General features: G+C 62.9%; 19 protein-coding genes. 12 read left to right on the forward strand and 7 right to left on the reverse strand.

The annotated features are described in order from the left end of the window. Positions 1 to 6: 6 nt before the first annotated feature. Together NKL06_RS31410 and NKL06_RS31415 are read right to left on the reverse strand one after the other, a co-directional pair. Entirely contained in the window at positions 7 to 4329 is a 4323-nt protein-coding gene (locus NKL06_RS31410) for a cytochrome P450 (protein ID WP_023690754.1), read from the reverse strand. Positions 4330 to 4458: 129 nt separating this feature from the next. After that, positions 4459 to 6231 (reverse strand): adenylate/guanylate cyclase domain-containing protein, encoded by a 1773-nt coding sequence (locus tag NKL06_RS31415; protein ID WP_023690753.1) that lies wholly within the window; start codon positions 6229 to 6231, stop codon positions 4459 to 4461. Between the two features lie 357 nt (positions 6232 to 6588). Here NKL06_RS31415 and NKL06_RS31420 point away from each other — a divergent pair, with 357 nt between their 5' ends. From NKL06_RS31420 to NKL06_RS31430, 3 genes are all read left to right on the forward strand, one after another. Next, positions 6589 to 6846, forward strand: coding sequence for a PepSY domain-containing protein (locus tag NKL06_RS31420; RefSeq protein WP_023690752.1), 258 nt, complete (start codon positions 6589 to 6591; stop codon positions 6844 to 6846). Between the two features lie 84 nt (positions 6847 to 6930). Continuing rightward, on the forward strand, positions 6931 to 7671 hold the full coding sequence (locus tag NKL06_RS31425; protein ID WP_023807422.1) for a lysozyme inhibitor LprI family protein: 741 nt from the start codon (positions 6931 to 6933) through the stop codon (positions 7669 to 7671). Between the two features lie 91 nt (positions 7672 to 7762). Continuing rightward, the gene (locus tag NKL06_RS31430; RefSeq protein ID WP_023668992.1) at positions 7763 to 8233 is read left to right on the forward strand and encodes a hypothetical protein; all 471 of its coding nucleotides are present in this window, start codon (positions 7763 to 7765) and stop codon (positions 8231 to 8233) included. Between the two features lie 97 nt (positions 8234 to 8330). Here the strand turns inward: NKL06_RS31430 and NKL06_RS31435 are convergent, their stop codons facing one another. Beyond that, positions 8331 to 10211, reverse strand: a complete 1881-nt coding sequence (locus NKL06_RS31435) for a L,D-transpeptidase family protein (protein WP_023690750.1) — start codon at positions 10209 to 10211, stop codon at positions 8331 to 8333. 212 nt (positions 10212 to 10423) lie between these two features. Next, positions 10424 to 11170, reverse strand: a complete 747-nt coding sequence (locus tag NKL06_RS31440) for a 3-oxoacyl-ACP reductase family protein (protein WP_023690749.1) — start codon at positions 11168 to 11170, stop codon at positions 10424 to 10426. A gap of 100 nt (positions 11171 to 11270) precedes the next feature. On the opposite strand from NKL06_RS31440, the gene NKL06_RS31445 reads away from it, so the two are divergent. Further along, positions 11271 to 11879, forward strand: coding sequence for a TetR/AcrR family transcriptional regulator (locus NKL06_RS31445; RefSeq protein WP_023690748.1), 609 nt, complete (start codon positions 11271 to 11273; stop codon positions 11877 to 11879). A 62-nt stretch (positions 11880 to 11941) separates the two neighbouring features. Further along, the gene (locus NKL06_RS31450) at positions 11942 to 12340 is read left to right on the forward strand and encodes a rhodanese-like domain-containing protein (RefSeq protein WP_023690747.1); all 399 of its coding nucleotides are present in this window, start codon (positions 11942 to 11944) and stop codon (positions 12338 to 12340) included. Positions 12341 to 12385: 45 nt separating this feature from the next. On the opposite strand, the gene NKL06_RS31455 is transcribed toward NKL06_RS31450, so the two are convergent. Continuing rightward, positions 12386 to 13294 carry an alpha/beta hydrolase gene (locus tag NKL06_RS31455; protein WP_023690746.1) on the reverse strand — a complete coding sequence of 303 codons (909 nt, stop codon included), beginning with the start codon at positions 13292 to 13294 and terminating at the stop codon, positions 12386 to 12388. A 48-nt stretch (positions 13295 to 13342) separates the two neighbouring features. Between NKL06_RS31455 and NKL06_RS31460 the strand changes: the two genes are divergently transcribed. Beyond that, entirely contained in the window at positions 13343 to 13795 is a 453-nt protein-coding gene (locus tag NKL06_RS31460; protein WP_023690745.1) for a MarR family winged helix-turn-helix transcriptional regulator, read from the forward strand. Between the two features lie 26 nt (positions 13796 to 13821). Here the strand turns inward: NKL06_RS31460 and NKL06_RS31465 are convergent, their stop codons facing one another. Together NKL06_RS31465 and NKL06_RS31470 are read right to left on the reverse strand one after the other, a co-directional pair. Further along, the gene (locus NKL06_RS31465; RefSeq protein WP_023668998.1) at positions 13822 to 14433 is read right to left on the reverse strand and encodes a pyridoxamine 5'-phosphate oxidase family protein; all 612 of its coding nucleotides are present in this window, start codon (positions 14431 to 14433) and stop codon (positions 13822 to 13824) included. Positions 14434 to 14498: 65 nt separating this feature from the next. Continuing rightward, positions 14499 to 14852 (reverse strand): gamma-butyrobetaine hydroxylase family protein, encoded by a 354-nt coding sequence (locus NKL06_RS31470; RefSeq protein WP_023668999.1) that lies wholly within the window; start codon positions 14850 to 14852, stop codon positions 14499 to 14501. A gap of 198 nt (positions 14853 to 15050) precedes the next feature. Here NKL06_RS31470 and moaA point away from each other — a divergent pair, with 198 nt between their 5' ends. The 6 genes from moaA (at position 15051) to mobB (ending at position 19342) form a co-directional block, all read left to right on the forward strand. Then, positions 15051 to 16046: a GTP 3',8-cyclase MoaA gene (moaA, locus tag NKL06_RS31475; RefSeq protein ID WP_031193366.1), complete on the forward strand. Its 996-nt coding sequence runs from the start codon at positions 15051 to 15053 to the stop codon at positions 16044 to 16046. 52 nt (positions 16047 to 16098) lie between these two features. Beyond that, the gene (locus NKL06_RS31480; RefSeq protein ID WP_023690743.1) at positions 16099 to 16599 is read left to right on the forward strand and encodes a hypothetical protein; all 501 of its coding nucleotides are present in this window, start codon (positions 16099 to 16101) and stop codon (positions 16597 to 16599) included. A gap of 96 nt (positions 16600 to 16695) precedes the next feature. Further along, positions 16696 to 17052, forward strand: a complete 357-nt coding sequence (locus NKL06_RS31485; RefSeq protein ID WP_023669002.1) for a hypothetical protein — start codon at positions 16696 to 16698, stop codon at positions 17050 to 17052. 229 nt (positions 17053 to 17281) lie between these two features. Further along, a complete protein-coding gene (locus NKL06_RS31490) occupies positions 17282 to 18202 on the forward strand; it encodes a DMT family transporter (RefSeq protein WP_023690742.1) in 921 nt (306 codons plus the stop codon). Between the two features lie 7 nt (positions 18203 to 18209). Continuing rightward, a complete protein-coding gene (gene mobA / locus NKL06_RS31495) occupies positions 18210 to 18842 on the forward strand; it encodes a molybdenum cofactor guanylyltransferase MobA (RefSeq protein ID WP_023690741.1) in 633 nt (210 codons plus the stop codon). Further along, positions 18839 to 19342 (forward strand): molybdopterin-guanine dinucleotide biosynthesis protein B, encoded by a 504-nt coding sequence (gene mobB, locus NKL06_RS31500; RefSeq protein WP_023690740.1) that lies wholly within the window; start codon positions 18839 to 18841, stop codon positions 19340 to 19342. The genes mobA and mobB overlap by 4 nt, the downstream gene beginning before the upstream one ends. Positions 19343 to 19550 lie beyond the last annotated feature (208 nt).

Below are 19550 nucleotides of genomic sequence, written 5' to 3' on the forward strand. Positions count from 1 at the left end.
CAAGACTCAGAGCCGCGAAATCAGGTAGCGCAGCGCCGAGCGGCTGGGCATGAAGAAGTATCCACCACCCTTGGTGGTGACGAATTGCGGCATGTCACGGAGCGTCGTGACCTTTTCCCATGACGGAATGGTGAACCTGCCATCACCGCTGCGCGAACCAATCGTCGGGTCCTTTTCAGCGACGAGGCCCTGGAACGTGGCCGACGAAACCCAGGTCTGCTGAATGAATTCGTACTGGCGCTCTATATCGGCGTTGAGGCACATGAACAGCAGCCCTTTTTCGACCTTGCCATTCTTGCCGTCCTGCTTCTCATAGGTACGGCCGACCCGCAGGATACGATGGCGCTTGCCGATATTGATCTGCGTATCGCGGTCCTCACCCAGCGAGTCGCGTGGGTTGGAACGGCGAATGTGGGCACCAAGCGGGCAGCGATGGCCTTGCGGATCCTCGGCGCCAGCCGCGAAGTTGTTGTCGATGACGCGTCCCGGATGATCGGGGTTGCGCACCAGCGAGCTACCGTTCTGCCAGCGGCCGAGCATCTTGGCGGCAATCCAGTCTTGCGTGATGGCTTGGTTGCCGAGTTGGCTCGCGACCAAGGCTGCAGCCTTTTTGCAGTAGTTGTTGAAGACGTCGACGTGCTGCTCGAACTGGCGAATAACCAGGAATGAACCGTTGCGCCCGAAATCGCGCGGCGGTGGCGGCAGGCCCGGAATCAGCCGGCTACGGCGCACCTGAGAAAGGATTCCGGTCCGATCGCGTGATGCGCTTACCGAGGGCGAGGCTGGATAGAACCCATGCTCATCACGATAGCCGAACAGGAACTCGCCGGGCGCGACCAGATGCATGGGCGCGGCGCCCCTGCTGGCGCGGGTCGTGCCCCGGACAATCGGCTGCGAAATCCCGTCCGCGAAACCGAAATGCTCGTAGGCTGGCCCACGTTCCGACCGATCGTCACGCTTTGCCCCGTCGGACGATTTCGTCTTCGTGTCGGTCGGACCCCGGTTTACGGCGAGCGGCAGTTCGGCGACGACCTTCATGCCTGCACCGGTCGTCTTTCGTCTCACGGTGGCAATCTCGGTCTTCAACCGTCCCAGGTCTTCAGCATAGCAGACGATGACCAGGTCCACAGGGTTCTCCAACGACCCCCACTCCCATTCGTCCGGGCCGTCGCGGCCTCGGTCGTCCAGTATGCGCCCACGCTCGGGATTGCCCATGCCATGGCGAAAGGCGATCGGAAATGTTTCCAGTGGATCGCCCTCCACACCCTCGTCGAGCCCAAACTGCCGCAGGCCACCGGGACCAAAGGCGACTATCATAGCTCGCCCGGCGGGCCTGCCTTCGCCGAAACTCGTCTGCTCGACAACGAAATCGAGCCAGGCTCTGCGCTTGGGCGCCGGCAACTTGTCCGGCACCCGGATCGCAAGCATATGCGAATAAGCGAGCGGGCCGAGCGGGCCGAAGAAGATGGACTGGATCTCGCCGGTTTCCAGCTGCTGCTCGAGAGGCGCCGGAAAGGCAGAGCTGATATTGGCCAGCAGCGAAGTGGTCTTTTGAACGGTGGTTGTTTCGCTCGCCGGGCGCCGTAGCGAACCGAACAAGCTCAGCCAGTCGCGCGCCTCGTTGCCGACGGCGGAAGCAATGCCGCGCCTGACCCGGGAATTGATCCGGATGCGCTCTGTGTTGATTTGGGGATAGGCGGAGTACCAGAACAGGGTCGGCACCTGCTGGCGCCGCGCCCAGCGCTTGAAACGATCGCCGTCGCGCGCGCCGTCCAGGAACAGCCATCGTGTGCGTGGATAGCCCACGGTGTTGCTCCACACGCCGGTCAGGCCGGCGGACGCCTTGGCGATGAAGTCCTCAAGATAGCTTTCCCAGCTGCCGCCGTAGTTGGAGAAGAACATCAATCGGTTGGAGCCGGGCAGCAGTATCCAGCGGGCGAAATGGATGGTGTTGATGGTGTTGAGGAAGCCTGGCTTGAATACCTTCTGGGCAGCTATCGAGATCAGGTAGAAAGAAAACCTGAGCGCCAGCCGCCGCAGAATGCCGGCCTTCATCGTCGAAATCGCAGTCAGATGGTTTTGTGCCGCGTGGCCCTCCTTGACGAGTATCGCGTTCAATTCAGATATGCCGATCGATGTGCTTTCCGGCCGATCCCTGTCCTCGCGGCGTCGCAGCGCCAGCAAGCACGAAAACGCCAGCAGCGCCGCTGCCACCAACACTCCAAGTCCCGACAACAGAAGTGAGGTGATTGCTACGGCTATGGCGGTGAAGGAGATTTCCTGGGAACTGATGTCGATAGATCTGCCGAACACCACACTGTAGGTCATGTACCAGCAAGCAGCCCAGATGATCGCCACCGTGACGAAGACCGGTGGTACCAGCAACGTCGTCATCAGGGCACGGCCCCAATGACCCGGCGGCTTTTCCAGCAGGCTCTCGGCCGGCTCGAACGCCCAGGCAAACGTCCCTAATGACTGGACATGCTGGCGAACTTCAGCGAGCACGGCAGGAGCGTTGCCGGCGCCCTTGCGTGGCCGCTCGACGATGTCGCGCACGGCTTCGAAAAGCTGCTGCTCGGCCTTGATACGCTGGACCGAGTGCCCCGGCGTGCCCGAAAACACCAGTCCGGCATTGCTGCCGAAGGACGGCGATATGTCGACATTGTGCTTGCGCAGGAAATCGTTCAATGCGCCGCCATCGCGCAGATCGCAGACATCCTTGAAGATCGGCCGCAGCCGGTGCCCGATGGCGTGCGTGACCGCATCGATGACATCGTCGATGCTGCCGTCACCGGAAATCTCGAGAACCAGAGCTCCTTTTTCCTGACCGGAATCAGCGCCGATCTCGTCGGTGCCGATCACGGTCAGGCTGGTGAAGTGGACGGTGCCGGCAATGTCGAGCGCGGTGCGGATATCTTCGACGGCCGGGTTGCCGAGGCTGGCAACCTTGTCGCGGACAGCATCCAGCGACGCGGATCGGGTGACCGGGCAGACCACCGTCACCATGGACTGCTTTACGGTGCGGCAGAGTTCTGCCCGTTCGAAATCGACCTTGAGGGTTTCGGGATAGGCGCCGATGCGGGTCATCCGCCCGGCCTTGCCGGGCATGCGGCGCACGCCCTGCTTCTGGAACAGGGCGCGCAGGCTTTCGCCGATCTGGATCCTGGCAATCTCGGCGCCGATGCACTGATGAATGCCGTGGCCGAACACCATGTAGTCGCGATGCGGGCGCGATGTGTCGAACTGGTCCGGGTTCTGCACGGCGTCGGCATCGAACATCGCCGACAGCGTCGCCGGCATCACCACCGTGCCGGCCTTCACCAGGCGCTCGCGGCGCGTACCCTTGCCGATGATCGCGTCGCGGGCCGTGTAGCGCCAGGGGCCAACCCAGATCGGCTTGAAGCGCATGGCTTCAAGGACGGCCCTGTCGAGCTTGGCGGTATCGTTTTCGGCCAATGCGGCATCGATAGCCTGCCGTGCGTCGGGCCGCGACAGGATCACGTCGAGGCAATTGCCGGCGGCCAGCACATTGGTCGGGACGAAGCCGGCGATCATGCCCAGCATGATCGAATTGAGGTCGTCCCGCGACAGGCGGCCCTGATCCATCTGGACAACCAGCCTCGCCAGCGGTTGCTCGGCCTTCAAGCCCCGGTCCCTAGCCGACTGGATGGAGCGATCGATGACTTTGAGAAGACGGTCGCCCGCCACCACTGCGAGTTCGCGCATGACGGGGCTCGCCGTCGGGTCCGAAAAGAACAGCGCACTCAGCGCGATCGCCCAGTCGGCGAATTCGGATTCATCGTCGATCTCGACGCCGAAATAATCTCGACAGATATGCACCGGGACGATCTTCATCAACCTGGAGATCGCATCGAAGCCGGGGCTGGCGCGCGTCATGATCTCTTGCGAATGACGCGCCGCGATCGGCCTGACGGCGGCTTCGACCTCGGCCGGCGGGAATGCACTCAGCACCGACGATTTCATGCGCCGGTAGTCGGCGCCGTCCTGCATGCCGAGGATGAAGTTGGATCCCCGGGCAAGCTCGGTCATTTCCGGGCCGTATGGGGTCTGGAATTCGTCGCCGCGCTCCAATATGTCGCGGACATCGGCGTTCTTGGTGACCACGAGAACACCGAAGAGCTTGCCGGTCGGCCGGAAACGCCGCAACAAGGAAAGCGCCCAGCGGGGGTCTTCGGCCAGAGACCCGACGATGCGCGCAATCAGCCCTGTCTTCCGGATCCGGCCGAGATCGAAGGGCGGCATTTCCGACAGCGGGCGCTGGTTTTTCTGGGCCGCGCGAATAGCGTCGAAATACTTCAGTTTGGTCATGCGCGTTCAAGCCCCCCGGCTATCCACGTTATTGCGATGCCGGCCGTTCAAGGCCTAGGTTTGCATCGGTTGCACGTATGTGAATCTTTTCACAGTTGGTCCATGTTCCAGCCAGCACTGACGCCATGTTCATTTGGCCAGTTGGAAATTGGCGACGAGGAACTCGTTCGCGGCCTTGTCGGTGAACGGTATCCAGCGCACACGCTGTTCTGAAAAATCGGGATGCCGGGTTGTGAAAATGGTCATCTCGCGCCGCGCCTGTTCCGGCCGGCCGCTTCGCATCAGCGCGCCGATCTTCAGGAACCTGGAATAGAAATAGCCGGGAGACAGGTTGAGCGAGCGGTCAGCGGCAGCGATCGCCGCCGGCCAGTTCTCGACCAAACAATAGGCCGCCGTCAGTTCCCCCAGATTGTGGAAGCGGTAGAGGTCGAACGGGCTCAATCGCTCGGTATCGAGAAAGAACGGTATCGCGGTCGCGGCATTGCCGAGCAGCAGCTGGGCGCTGCCCATGGCCGAGCGCGCGAAGGCAAAGCTCGGATTGATGTGGATCGCTTCCTCGAGATGGTCGACGGCCGACCGCGGTTCGCCGCGCATGATGTCGACGGCGCCGAGATGGGCGTGCGGGCGCGCATCCAGGCTGTCCACCAGCAACGCCTTGCGGGCAAACTGCTCGACCTTGTTCAAATCGTCGCTGTCGCCGAAACGCAGCCATGCCCGCCAGAAATACCACCACGCCAGTTCGTTGAGCACGGCGCTCGAGTTGGCGTCCTCGCGGTAGGCCTTCTGGAAGAACTCGAGTGCGGTTTCGGTGTCGCCGCGGGTGCGCCGGTTCATGTGCCAGCGGCCCCGTCGCACCAGTTGCCAGGTCTCCAGGCTTTCCCAGGGAACCTGGAAGGTGCGTGCCTGTTCCGCCCGGTCGACCTCCTTGTCGAGGATCGAAACGATCTCAGCGCCGATCTGGTCGCGCAGGTTGAAGATGTCGACCAGATCGCGATCGAAGCGCTGCGACCACACCAGCCGCCCGTTGGACGCGTCGGCCAGCGAGGTGTTGAGGCGGATCTGGCCACCATTGCGCATCAGCGTGCCGCTGACGATGTAGCGCGCGCCGAGCGCGTTGCCGATCACCCGCGTGCCCAGCGTGTCGTCGCGGAACTGGAAGCTGGAGCCCTTGGCGATGACCGAGAGCCATCTGGTGTTGGAAAGACCATAGATGATGTCCTCGGCGATGCCGTCGGCCATGTAGCCGATGTCATGCTCGCCGCCATCGGCGTGGAAGGGCAGGACGGCGATCGCCGGCGGCCCCTTGGACGACAGCTTCTGCTGCGCATTGGCCTGGGGAATGGCGGCGAACGACGCCGCCGGCGAGGATCCGTTGCCACTGCGGCCGGCGATCAGAACGCGCACCGGCAAGGCGATGTTCTTCAGCATGAATTCGCCGAGATCGGTGAATTCGGCCGCCGTCTTGTCCTTCACATGGTGCCAGGTCGTCTCCGAAACGGCGAGACCGTCGCCCGGCGCGAATTCCTGGATTCTCGCGGCGATGTTGACGTCGTCGCCGTAGAGGCGTCCACCACGCACGATGACGTCGCCGGTGTTGATGCCGGCCCGAAACGGCATGCGCATGTCGTCGGCAACCTCGGCGTTGAGGGCGACGATGCGGCCCTGGAAATCAAAGGCCGCGCGCAACGCCTCGATCGGATTGCCGAACTCGGCCATGATGCTGTCGCCGGCGTCGCCGAACGTGCGGCCGCCAAATGTGCCACAGCTGTCGGCGATGATGTCGCGCCGTTCCTCGAATGCCGCGACAGCAGACTCGTCGTCGATGCCCATCAGCCGGGAGAACCCGACGGCATCGATAGAAATGATTGTCGCCAGCTGACGGGTGTAGTTCCGTACAGCCATGTTCGAGCCCCCGCTCCCTTTCTGGTTCTGGTCCAGCACAGGCGACGACCCGTTCCTGAAACACTTCGCCGCGCGCTGAGAGATGAAGATTCCGGCGGGGTTGGCGCGCCATGCCACCCCGCCAGGACCAGAAGTCTAGCAGGGTCTTGGGCAAAGCTCTACCACCATCGGGTTGTCCAGCGCGGGCCGTGGCAGCACTCATGGTTGGCCGGCGGTTGGCGCAAATATTGGCGTGCCGTCGCTCTGAGCGCGGCGATCCAGGGCTTCACGGAAGCTGCGCGATGTCAGCTCTCGGAACAAACTGTGCTGCCTGCGAGTTTCCGGTGCGGTTCATGCCAACGTGAAATGAGGGTAATCATGCGAAATCTTGTTCTGGCGACCGGTGTCGTCGTTCTTCTGGCCGGCTCGACGGCCTTTGCCGCGGATGACAGCCCACTGCCGCCGACGAATGCCCAGAAACTGTCGGCAATCATCGCCAAGGTCGAGCAGCGCGACGGCTTTCGCTATGTGAAGGAGGTCGACTGGGACAAGGAAGGGTACACCGTCACCTATTACACCGCCGACAAGGCGAAAGTCGAAATCACCTTCGATCCCGTGACCGCCGAACCGAAATAGCGCCGATACCGACACCGCTTCGGCAATTCCGTCCGCTGCGTTTTTTGCCTAGAATGGTGGCAGTTGTCGGACAACGGGGCGACCATGCTTTCTTCCAATCGAATTGCCAACTCGTTTGCGCTTGTCGTCGCACTTGCTGGCGGGGCGGTCTGCCTTGGTCCAGCGCGTGCCGACGGGCCGTCCTTCGACTGCCGCAAAGCCAGCCTGCCGGTGGAAAAGGCGATCTGTGCCGACCCGCAACTGTCGGCAATTGATGCCTTGGTGGCCGAGGCCTTTACGGGTTTCGAGCCAGCCTTTGGCGGCGACAAGCGCAAGATCGCCCGTGCGCTCATCGCCGACAGGAACGCCTGTGGGCAGGATGCCGCCTGCATCGTCAGCGCCCAGAACAATGCGCTGCAGACCTACGGCAATGCGCCGTCCTGGGTGCAGGACTACAACATCGCCCTGATCGGCAAGAAGGCGCTCGACACCGCGGCCCGCCATCCGGGCAGTCTCGACCAGCCCCTGCCCTCGTCGATCGGCCAATGCGCCTTGACCCACATCACCGCGCTGACGACGCGGCTCGGCGACGACCCGCTGGAAACCGCCGGCCCTGAAGCCGGCAGCCTGGCGCGGTTCAGCAATGGCGGCGCCGGGGTTTCCTACGAGCGGGAGCCTGGCCTTGCCAGTTCGAAAGCCGGCGATCCTGTCGTCATGTGCCTGATATCGATCCCGAGGGATTGTCCGCAGGGCGACGAGCGCGGGCGGGTCTATTACGGCGTCGACCTCACGATAAAAGGCACATGGGTTTTGCCGGATTCGCAACATCTATGCGGCGGCGCCTGAAGATTTGCCGCAAAGCACTGCTGGATGCACTCTTGCGCCGATCCGCCTTTGATGGCTGAGTGCGCGTAACAGTTGCAGGGCACGGGGGTGCATGGCCATGGTTAAGCATGTTTTGAAGCGCATCCTGATGATGCTTGCCGGCTATTTCGTTTCGGTGCTGATCGGATTGTTCGCGGTCGTGGCGATATATTGCGCACTCGCCGTATTGCCCAACGCGCCGGACTATTTCGGCGCCATGCAATTTTCGCCCATTGTCGTGCTGCTGTGGCCGCCGCTCGGCATGGTCGTCTATTTCCTGACGATCGTGCTGACCGGCCTGCAGACGCTGATCTTCGCGCTGCTCGCCGAATTCTTTGCCCTGCGCAATTTCCTGGTGCACATGCTGTTTGGCGCCGCTGCCGCTGCAGCCGGCTTCTTCCTGGTCTGGCCGGCCGCGGAAGAGGATGCCGGACGCTGGGCCGATATCGGCATCATCGCCGCCGCCGGCCTCGTAGCCGGTCTGGTCTATTGGCTGATCGCGGGCCGCGACGCCGGCTTCCGGCGTCCGCTCATCCAGCGCTGATCGCAGGAAACGGGTGACCGTCCATCGGCCAAAAATCTAATAAAACCAGATAGACAAAGTGAGTTCCTCGTTTCGTTGAACGAGGAACTCCGCTGGTTCAGCTCGTCGGCGAACGCACCGCTTCGATCGCGTCCAGCGCCTGCATCAGCCGCGTGTCGCGGTCGTAGACGTCGTTGAAATATTCGACTTTGCCGGACATGTCCGGCCAGGCAGTGAAGTAGGAGACATAGACGGGAATCGTGCGTGTCACGTCTTCGCTGGCATGGCCGTGCTTGAGCTTTTCGGCGATGTCGTCGACCGAGACGCCGAGCACCGCCGCCGCCATCCCACGTGGATCCTGAAGGCGAATACAGCCATGGCTGAGCGCCCGCATATCGCGCTGGAAGAAGGATTTTTGCGGCGTGTCGTGCATGTAGATGGCGTGCTTGTTGGGGAACAGGATCTTCAGTTCGCCCAGCGCATTGGCTTCGCTCGGCTGCTGGCGCACGCTGTAGGGAATGTTGGCGCCGTAGGCGCCCCAATTGACCGAGGAAGAGGGAACCCGCCTGCCGCGCGAATCGGTCACCTCGTAGCCGGCACGGTCGAGATAGCCCGGATCGCCACGCAGCCTTGGCAGCATCTCGTTGACGATGATCGACTGCGGCACGCCCCAATAGGGATGGAAATCGACCTGCTTGATCTCCTTGAAGAAGAAGGCGGTCTGGTTGGTGGTCCGGCCGATGACGACGCGGGTCTTCAGCTTCTCCTCGCCATTGTCGATATAGCTGGCGGTGAAGGCGGGCTGGTTGATGAAGACCCGCGGGCTGCCGAGATCGGACGGCATCCAGCGCAATTCTTCCAGCGCGACCTGCACCTTCTGCAGCCTGTCTGCCTTGGATGCGCCGGCGAGCGAGGCGACGGTGCGCGGGCCGATGACCCCATCGCCCTTCATGCCGGCCTTCACCTGCACGGCCTTGATGATCGGAACCAGTTCGGGAACATAGACATCGCTGGTGCCGAGACGAGACAGGATCTCGCCATAGGCGCCGCCCATCTCGTCGTCGAGATTGCGCGCGATCAGCGTCAGCAGCTTCGGCAGTTCGGCGCTGGTCTCGCCGGGCTTCAGCAACAGCTTGGGATCGACGACGATTTCGTTTTCGGCGCTCGCCTGCAGCGATTCAAGTTCGACGCGCAGCGCCTGATATTCCGCGTTCTGCGGGTGCCGCGATTCGAGGTAGGTGCGCACTTCCTGGGTGTGGGCCAGTGTCTTGAGCGCGCCTTCCATGTCGACCGGCTTCGGCGGAAATTCATAGTAGCCGGTGATGCGATTGGGATCGACGCGTCCGCTCTGGGCGTCACGGGCATAGCGCAGCACGCGCGCCGACAGCGCCATCTCGAAGCGGACGAGTTCCTTCAGATGGGCGTCGGCATCGACTGCCGATGCGTTGGCTGCCGGCACCTCGACCGTGTAGTCGGCCGACGTGAGACCATAGCTTGCGGCTTCGCCAAGCACCCGCACCGCATCCTGGGCGCGGGCATTGGGATTGCCCTCGTTCACCCAGATGAAATCAGGATTGGCAGAGTAATAGGCAATCAGTGCCTTGGCGATATCGGGCTCGGCATAGAGTTCATAGTCACTAAGGCCTGCAACGGCTTCGCGGAAGGCAGTGCTGGTCGCCGACGGCACAAAGGCGGCGTCTTCAGCTGTTGCCACCTGGGGAGGTGCTGCCACCAACGCGGCAAAGTCGACGCGCACCAGCCGGTCGGCCTTGTAGGTGTAGTAGGACGGGCTGCTGATCCTGGTGCCGCCGCCGCCCGATACGGCGGGCTTCGGCTTGCGCTTTGGCGGCGGCGGGAATTCGCCTTGCGGCCTGTGCTTGACGCCACCGCCGAACAGCATGTCGAACAGGCCTTGCGCGCTTGCCTGCGGCACACCGAAGGCCAGTGCTGCCGCCACTGCAAGCGGCATCACGGTGGCTTTATTTCCGAGGAATTTCATTAATCACCCGCTCCGGCTGCAAGCCGGCTCCCGTTCCGCGCCGCTAGACGATCTTGCCAACCGCATGGCGGATGTAAGGCGCTACTATACCGATTCATACCGATTTCGTTAAGCTTCCATAAATTTCCGCAGGCCTGTTGCAGAACGGTTTCACAACATCGTGACGTCTGGAGCGGCGTTGCCGCTCCAGACCGGTCAAAGCGGCTGCTGCTTCAGGCGTTGGCGCCACCGTCGATGGTGAGCGCGGCGCCGGTGACGAAGCGCCCTTCCGGACCGGCGAGCCAGGCAACCATGCCGGCGATCTCGTCAGCCTTGCCGAAGCGGGGCGTCGCCATCTTCCGCCGCTGGTGTTCGGCATGCGGGCCTTCGGCCGGGTTCATGTCGGTGTCGGTCGAACCGGGATGAACGACGTTGGCGGTGATGCCGCGCGGACCGAGGTCTCGCGCCAGCGCCTTGGTCAGGCCGACCAGCGCAGCCTTGCTGGTCGAATAGGCGCTGAGGCTGGTGTCGGTGACGCGCTCGGCCAGATTGCTGCCGATCGAAATGATGCGGCCGCCCTCGCCCATGTGAGCCGCTGCCGCCTTCGAGGCCACGAACGGCGCTCTCAGATTGGCCTCAATGGTCTCGTCAAAGTCGGCCAGCGACATCTGTTCGATGGGCGCCGCGCGCCAGATGCCGGCGCTGTTGACCAGGATGTCGAGCCGGCCGAAGGCATTCACCGCCTCGGTGACCGAATTTTCGATGGCGGCAGCGTCGCGATTGTCGGCTTGGATGGCGATCGCGCGACCACCTGCCGCTATAATCTCGGCGACGACAGCTTGGGCCGGCGCCGAGCTGTTGACGTAGGTGATGGCGACGTCGGCGCCATCGGCCGCAAGCCGTTTTGCTATCGCAGCACCTATGCCGCGGCTGCCGCCGGTGACCAGTGCTGCCTTGCCGTTCAATCCGTTCGCTGACATGTCATTTCTCCGTTATGTAACGATCGATACATAAATATCTGGCAACCTTGCCTGGCGACGTCAAGTGAATTATGTGTCGATCAACACAGAAAAGATCGTCATGCCGGAAAGAGGCCGTCCCCGCACCTTCGATCGAACCGCCGCCTTGCGGCAGGCGATGGAGCTGTTCTGGGCCAAAGGCTATGAGGGCACCTCGATCGCCGACCTGACCGCGGCGATGGGGATCAGCTCGCCCAGCCTCTATGCCGCCTTCGGCAGCAAGGAGGCGCTGTTTCTGGAAGCGACCGAGTATTACACCCGCAACGAAGGCACCGAGATCTGGAGCGCGCTGGACGAAGCGCCGACGGCATGCCAGGCGATCGAGAATTTCCTGCGCCAGACGGCAATAGCGTACTCTCAGGACGACCGCCCGCAGGGCTGTCTCATCGCGCTGGGCGCACTGCACCAGGATTCAAGCAGCGGCGCGATCTGCGATGATTTGCGCCGCCGCCGCGCCGAAAACCACACCCTCTTGCTGAGACGGCTGGAACGCGGTGTGGCGGAAGGCGAATTGCCGGCGGGCTTCGACAGCAACGCGGCGGCGACCTTCTATGCGACGGTCCAGCACGGCATGTCGATCCAGGCCCGCGACGGCGCCTCGTGCGAAGCGCTGATGGCCACAGTGGCCGGAGCGATGGCGGCGTGGCAGGGGCTGGTCGGAACAGCGTGACAAAGCGCGGAGCTTGTGCTGGAAATCCAGTCGGCGGCGAAATGCGCCGGGAGGGATCATCCGTGAAAAAAGGGTATCGCGAGTTGCTCGACGAGGCCAATGCCGAGATCGAGGTGGTCTCGCCCGAGGAAGCGGCCGGGCTGCTCGACGACGAGGACACCATCTTCGTCGACCTGCGCGATCCACGCGAGATCGAGCGGGACGGCCAGATCCCCGGCGCCAAACATGTCACTCGCGGCATGCTGGAATTCTGGATCGATCCCGAAAGCCCCTACCACAAGCCGTTCTTTGCCTCGGGCAAGAGCTTCGTCTTCTTTTGCGCCGGCGGCTGGCGCTCGGCGCTGGCCACCAAGACGGCGCAGGATATGGGGCTGTCGCCGGTCAAGCACATCCTTGGCGGCTATACCGCCTGGAAGTCGGCCGGATTGCCCGTCGAGCCGGGCGGCAAGAAGAACGGTTAGCTCACCGCTCCGGCGTTGTCGGAGTCGACAATACACCCATTGGAATCAATGCAGTATCGGCTCGCGCTCGTTTTTGACAAAGGTGACGGCGCGTTCGATGACACCTTTGTCAGCGAGAATGCGACGGTGGCCGAGCCCATCGGCCCAGTGCAGCCGCACATGGCTGCCGGCGCCGGCGTAGCGCCTGGCATGGTCGGCCGGAACTTCGCGATCGTCCGGCGCATGGATGACCAGCGTCGGCACCGGCGCTTCGGCCAATTGGCGGTCGCCGGTGAATTCGTGCAGCGGCCGGCCCGACAACCTTTTCACCTGATCGGCCATGGAAACCTGCGAACGCGGGCCGACGTTGAGCATGCGGCTGAAGTCGGCGAAGATCGCCGGCAGGGAACTTGGCGCGGCCACCAGCACCAGCCGCTCGGCCGCCACTGGGTGGATACCCCTGATCGAACCGGCAATGGCATTGGCGGCGACGGCGCCACCGAAGGAATGGCCGACGATCGCCTTGAACGGACCGAACCATTCGCTGGCGACCCTGACCGCCTCGACCGCATTGACCATGTTGAGATGCCGGCCCAGCGACTGGCCATGGCCCGGCAGGTCGAGCGAGGCGACCCGGTAGCCCACATCGCGAAAACCTTCGATCAGAGCGCGCATATATTCCGTGCGCGAACGCCAGCCATGGACGACCAGCACCGTGCCGGCGGACGCCCTGCCCGGCTCGGGCCGGAATTCGTGCACCATGACGCAGCCGGCCTTGGTCGTCAGCCGATGATGGCGCGCCTCGGCCATGAAGCCGGCGGCGCGGTCGACCGCACGCCGCTCGCCGTCACTGAGCGCCTTCACGCTCGGCGTGCGGCAGAACAGTTCGAAGGCGGCGCGCCCGCTCAGGCGGGGCGCCACATGCTCGGCGGCGCGGAACACGCCCCGGATGACCTTCAGTCCAAATGATGCCATAGTGGCGATCCATCCATTCCGTTCAAGCATGAACATAATAGTTCAAACATGAACATTAAACAAGAGCTGCCCTGGGACAACCCGCGCTTTCGCAACTGGGTCGCGGTGGCGCGCGCCTGCCATGTGCTGGAGCGTGCGCTGGCGGTAAAGCTGGCGCCGCTGGATCTCAAGCCGGCGCAGCTCGACGTGCTGATGAACCTCTATCGCCATCCCGGCATGTCGCAGCACGATCTCGCCCGCAAACTGCTGGTCGGCCGCTCCAACATCACCATGCTGTTGCCGCAGCTCGAGGCGCGCGGCCTGCTGCGCCGCGAAGGCGACGAGAAGGACAAGCGCGTCCTGCGGCTGACGCTTACCGGGGCCGGCACGGAGCTTTTGATGAAGGCGCTGAAGGTGCATATGGCGCTGATCGAAAAGGCGATGAGCCAGTCGACAGCGGAACAGTGCGACATGATCGGCGAACAGATGCGCAAGATCTATGACGTGCTGAAGGATACCTGAGCCGTTCGATCCACGCGCCTCCCACCTCACCACATCGTCTTCTTCGCCCGCTCCGGCCATTCCTTGTCGTAAGTACCGGCATCGATATTCTTGCGGCTGGTGACTTCCAGGATTGTTCCGGGTGTCGGCAGCGATTTCGGGTCGACGTGCTTTGCCGGGTTCCACAGCTCCGAGCGAACGATGGCGCGGGCGCACTGGAAATAGACCGAATCGACATCGACCAAGGTGACCGAGCGCGCCGGCTTGCCTTCGACGGCGAAGGAGGCGCAAAGCGCGGCGTCGGTGGTGATGCGGGCGCGGCCGTTGACGCGCAGCGTCGTGCCCGAACCCGGCACAAGAAACAGCAGCCCGACGCGAGGATCGCGGATGATGTTCTTAAGCGAATCGGCGCGGTTGTTGCCGCGCCTGTCCGGCATCATCAGCGTTTTCGGGTCATGCATGCGCACAAAGCCGGCGAGATCGCCGCGCGGCGAACAGTCCAGCCCTTCCGGCCCGCTCGTCGCCAGGGCGACAAAAGGCGAGGCTTCGATGAAGGCGGCATATTCGGGAATGACGTGGTCGAGTTCCTTGACCGTCGACGCTTCGCCGGGCAGGCCGTAGAGGGCTTCGAGCTGTTCGACCGTGGTGATGTCAGACATTTTCCCGTCTCCGAACCGTTGCCAGCGTTACCCCCAGTCAATGACGTTTTGCCGACAGTGCCGAACTAGCGGTCGCGGCTCAGTCCCTTCTCCTGGAGCTCGGCGAGATAGGCATTCCAGCGCGCGTCCTTTTCGTGGCCAAGCGTGTGCAGGTAATTCCAGGTGAAGATGCCGGTGTCGTGAAAATCGTCAAAGGTGATGCGCACGGCGTAGTTGCCGACCGGCTCGATCTTGAGGATGGCCACGTTGCGCTTGCCGGGAACCGTCACCCGCTGGTCCGGCGAATGGCCCTGCACCTCGGCCGAGGGTGAAGCGACGCGCAGCAGTTCGGCCGGCAATTCGAACGGCCGATGATCGGGAAAGGTGACGGACAGCAGTTTTCTGTCCTTCGAGACCCTGAGTTCCTTCGGCGCCGTCATTGTTCTGCATCCCGTCAATCCGCCCTTCCCTACGCTGCTTCGCGCGAGCGGAAAAGGCCATTTGGACCCGGCCGACACCGGATGTCGGCCAGGGAATGTCACCAAAGATCGAGAGCGGCTATCTTGAATGGCGGGTTGGATCGTATCACATAGCCGTATATAACGGCGCCACTCGCAGCCACGGGAATGCTTGAACGCATGGACATGATCGATCCCTTCGGTCGCACGATCAGCTACTTGCGCGTGTCGGTCACCGACCGCTGCGATTTCCGCTGCACCTATTGCATGGCCGAGGACATGGCGTTCCTGCCCAAGAAGGACCTGCTGTCGCTCGAGGAACTCGACCGGCTCTGCACCGTCTTCATCGAAAAGGGCGTGCGCAAACTGCGCCTCACCGGCGGCGAGCCGCTGGTGCGCAAGAACATCATGCATCTGGTGCGCCAGCTGTCGCGGCACCTGAAGAGCGGCGCGCTGGAAGAGTTGACGCTGACCACCAATGGCTCGCAGCTGTCGCGCTTTGCCGCCGAGCTTGCCGATTGCGGTGTCGAGCGCATCAATGTCTCGCTGGATACGCTCGATGCCGACAAGTTCCACGCCATCACCCGCTGGGGCCATCTCGGCAAGGTCATGCAAGGCATCGATGCCGCGCAGGCGGCGGGGCTGAAGGTGAAGCTCAACGCCGTTGCGCTGAAGGACTTCAACGACGTCGAGCTGCCGGAGATGATGCGCTGGGCGCATGGCCGCGGCATGGACTTGACCGTCATCGAAACCATGCCGATGGGCGAGATCGACGCCGACCGGACCGACCAGTATCTGCCGCTATCGCTGCTGCGCGCTTCGCTCGAGCGCCAGTTCACGCTGAGCGACATCCCCTACAAGACCGGCGGTCCGGCCCGCTACGTCCATGTCGCAGAGACCGGCGGCAGGCTGGGCTTCATCACGCCGATGACGCATAATTTCTGCGAAAGCTGCAACCGCGTGCGGCTGACGTGCACCGGCACGCTCTATATGTGCCTGGGTCAGGAGGATGCCGCCGACCTGCGCGCGCCGTTGCGTGCCTCAGAAGGCAACGAGCTGGTCGCTGCTGCCATCGACGAAGCGATCGGCCGCAAGCCGAAAGGCCATGATTTCATCATCGACCGCCGCACCAGCCGCCCGTCGGTGTCGAGACATATGAGCGTCACCGGCGGCTGATTTTCTCCGCGATTGGTGCAGAATGCTTCCGTTGGAAGCGAGGGGGATTTCCATGCAGCGTGTTTGCCAAACCGGGCTGTCAGCGCTGGTCGTGGCCCTATCATTGGCGACCACAGTGGCGCCCGCAAAGCCGTTCACCTACATCAATGCGCGCTATGGCACGGTGTGCACGTTCCTGAGCCAGATTTTCAGCAAGCCGATGCCTGAGTCCCTCAATGGCGACGGTCGAAAATGGCTTAGCCCCGATGGTGCGAGCTTGTCCTGTTACGGCGGATACAAGCTGACGGAAGATACGCCCGACAGTCTGGTTGAAAAGGAAAAAGCCGACCCTGACTCTGGGGAAAAGGTCACTTACAGCAAAACCGGTAAGAACTGGGCAGTGGTCTCAAGCACCAAAGGCGACAAGATCTTCTATACCCGAATCGTCTTCGAAAAAGAGGATGCAATCCATACAGTCTGGATCGAATATCCCGCCTCGCTCAAGGCCAAGTACGACCCACTGGTCGGCGCTATCGGCGACAGCCTGCATGGGGCTGAGCAACACTGGGAATAAATCGCTCTCGACGCTGCAAACCCGATTTACCGCCATCGCGTTCCGCCCTAAATTTCGGCCTATAGCGGCTCGTCGCTCGGTTTGGGGGAATACGACATGCGCACATTCTTACTTTCTCTTGCAATGCTTGGGTTTGCCGCCGCGCCGGCAGCAGCACAGTCCATCGGCGGCAGCTACACCGTCGCGGGCACCAATTTCGACGGCTCGAAATATGGCGGCGAAGCCACCATCACGCTGACCAGCGAGACCACCTGTACCATCCATTGGGAGACGGGCGGATCATCGTCGGACGGCATCTGCATGCGCAACGACGATGCCTTCTCCGCCGGCTATGTCATGGGCAAGGAAATCGGTCTCGTCGTCTATAAGGTAGAAGATGACGGCTCGCTGCACGGCCTGTGGACCATCGCCGGCAAGAACGGCAGCGGCACCGAGGTGCTGACCCCGAAATGAGCCTGCCGGTCATCCGGCCAGCCCTCTCAGGGAATTTCTATGGGCCACTGGTGAAAATCCGTGGCCTATTTCTTTGACGTTGCTGTCTTGCCGCCGGCTGCTACAGGCTTGAGCGGTTCACCGTTTCGCCGAAACGTCGAACCGCTTTATTCTTTGTTTTCACGCAATTCCGGACGGAAAACCGTTTCACACTTTTCCTGGAATTGCTCTTGCAAAACCGGTAACGCCCTTGCCTCTTTCCCCAAACATTCGCGGCGCGCTGTGCATGATGGTGGCCATGATCGGCTTCACCCTCAACGACGCCATCACCAAGTTCTCGTCGGAATCGATGAACATGGCGCAGGTCATGCTGGTGCGCGGCGCCTTTGCGTCGCTACTCGTCGGCCTGCTCGCCTGGCAGCAAGGTGCGCTCGCACGGCCGGGCTCGATGCTGCAGCCGCTGGTGGCGCTTCGCGTGGTCGCCGAGGCCGGCGCCACCGTCGCCTTCCTTGTCGCATTGGCGCATCTGCCGATCGCCAATGTCTCCGCGGTGCTGCAGGCGCTGCCGCTGGCGGTGACGATGGGGGCGGCACTCGTATTCAGCGAAGGTGTCGGCTGGCGGCGCTGGCTGGCGATCGCGGTCGGCTTTGGCGGCGTGCTGATCATCGTGCGGCCAGGCTTCGAAGGCTTCAGCGTCTATTCGCTGTACGCACTCGTCAGCGTCGCCTGTTGCGCAGTACGTGACCTCGCCACCAAGCGCATCCCGAGGGCTATCCCGACCTTGCTGGTGTCGACGGCAACGGCAATCGCCATGACCATCGTTGGCGCCGTGCTGCTGTCGCCGATGGGCGGCTGGACGCCAATGTCCGGCAAAGGCACGGCACTTTTGGCATTGGCGGCGGTGCTGGTGCTGATCGGCTACCAGTTCATCATCATGGCAATGCGGTCTGGCGACATCTCCTTCATTGCGCCATTCCGCTACACCGCCCTCTTTTGGTCGATGCTGCTTGGCCTCATCATCTTCGGCGATGTCCCCGACCTGCCGATGATCTTCGGCTCCGCCATCATCATCGGCTCCGGCCTCTACGCGCTCTATCGCGAGCGGGTCGCCGGCCGGCAAAAACCCGCAGCCGAAAGCGCTGGACCCGACATGGCGCCGGACGGCATATAGCTTGGCCATGAGCCAAGACATTGCAGGAATTATCCTGGCCGGAGGCCTGTCACGGCGCATGGGCGGCGGCGACAAGACTTTACTGGCGCTTGGCGGGCGTCCGCTTCTCGACCATGTCGTTGCCCGCCTGTCGCCGCAGGTCGGATCGCTGGCGCTCAGCGCCAATGGTGACCCGGCGCGCTTCGAGGCGGCCGGTCTTCCGGTTCTCGCCGATGCGGTGGAAGGCTATGCCGGACCGCTTGCCGGAATCCTCACCGGCCTCGAATGGGCGGCAGCGAACACCGCTTGCACGGCATTGGCGACGGCCCCCGGCGACACGCCGTTTCTGCCGGTGGATCTGGTGGCAAAGCTGGCCGCTGCCGCGACCAGTCGGCCGGGCTCGATGGCGGTTGCCAGTTCCGGCGGCAGGCGGCATCCGACCTTCGCGCTGTGGCCGCTCGGGCTGCGTGAGGCCTTGCGGCATTTCCTGATCGACGAGGACAACAGGCGCGTCTCCGCCTTCATCGAGCGGCACGACTGTGTCGAAGTGGAATTTCCGTTGCTGACCCACGGCAGTGACGAGATCGACCCGTTCTTCAACATCAACACACCGCACGACCTTGCGGTGGCCGAGCGTCTGTTGCAGAGCATCGGCCCATGAACATCTTCGGCATCACCGGCTGGAAGAATTCCGGCAAGACCACACTGACCGAGAAGCTGGTCACAGAGCTCGTCCGGCGCGGCTGGACAGTGTCGACGGTCAAACACGCCCATCATGAGTTCGACATCGACAAGCCTGGCGCCGACAGCTTTCGTCACCGCCAGGCGGGCGCCACCGAAGTCGCGGTGGTGTCGGGCAAACGCTGGGCGCTGATGCATGAACTGCGCGGTGAGGACGAGCCGACGCTGGAGACGGTCCTGTCGCGGTTGGCCCCGTGCGACATCGTGCTGGTCGAAGGCTACAAGCGCGAGGCGCACAAAAAGATCGAGACCCGGCGGCGGGAGGCCAAGGACCGCTCGCCGCTGTCGGCGAACGACGGACATATCGTGGCGATTGCCGCCGACTTCGCGGTTACCGGCGAAAGCCTGCCTGTGTTCGATCTCGACGACACGGGAGGGATAGCCGACTTCATCGAGCGCATGACCGGCCTCAAACCTTGAGGCCCCTGCCCTCGCCCGGGTCAGCCGCCCTCTTCAGCCGTTGCATTGTCTAAGCGCGTCGCGCCTGAACGGCCTCATGCGACGCGCTTCAGGTTGTTTTATTTATGCATGTCGTCGTCCCAAAACCGCTGCGCACTTTTGGGCGACATGCATTAACCCGGCGTCGGCATTGGCTGGACCCGCAAATCCCGCAAGCAACGGTTTTACA

This window comes from Mesorhizobium sp. C268A, assembly GCF_040324475.1.
In the GTDB taxonomy this organism is placed as follows: domain Bacteria; phylum Pseudomonadota; class Alphaproteobacteria; order Rhizobiales; family Rhizobiaceae; genus Mesorhizobium.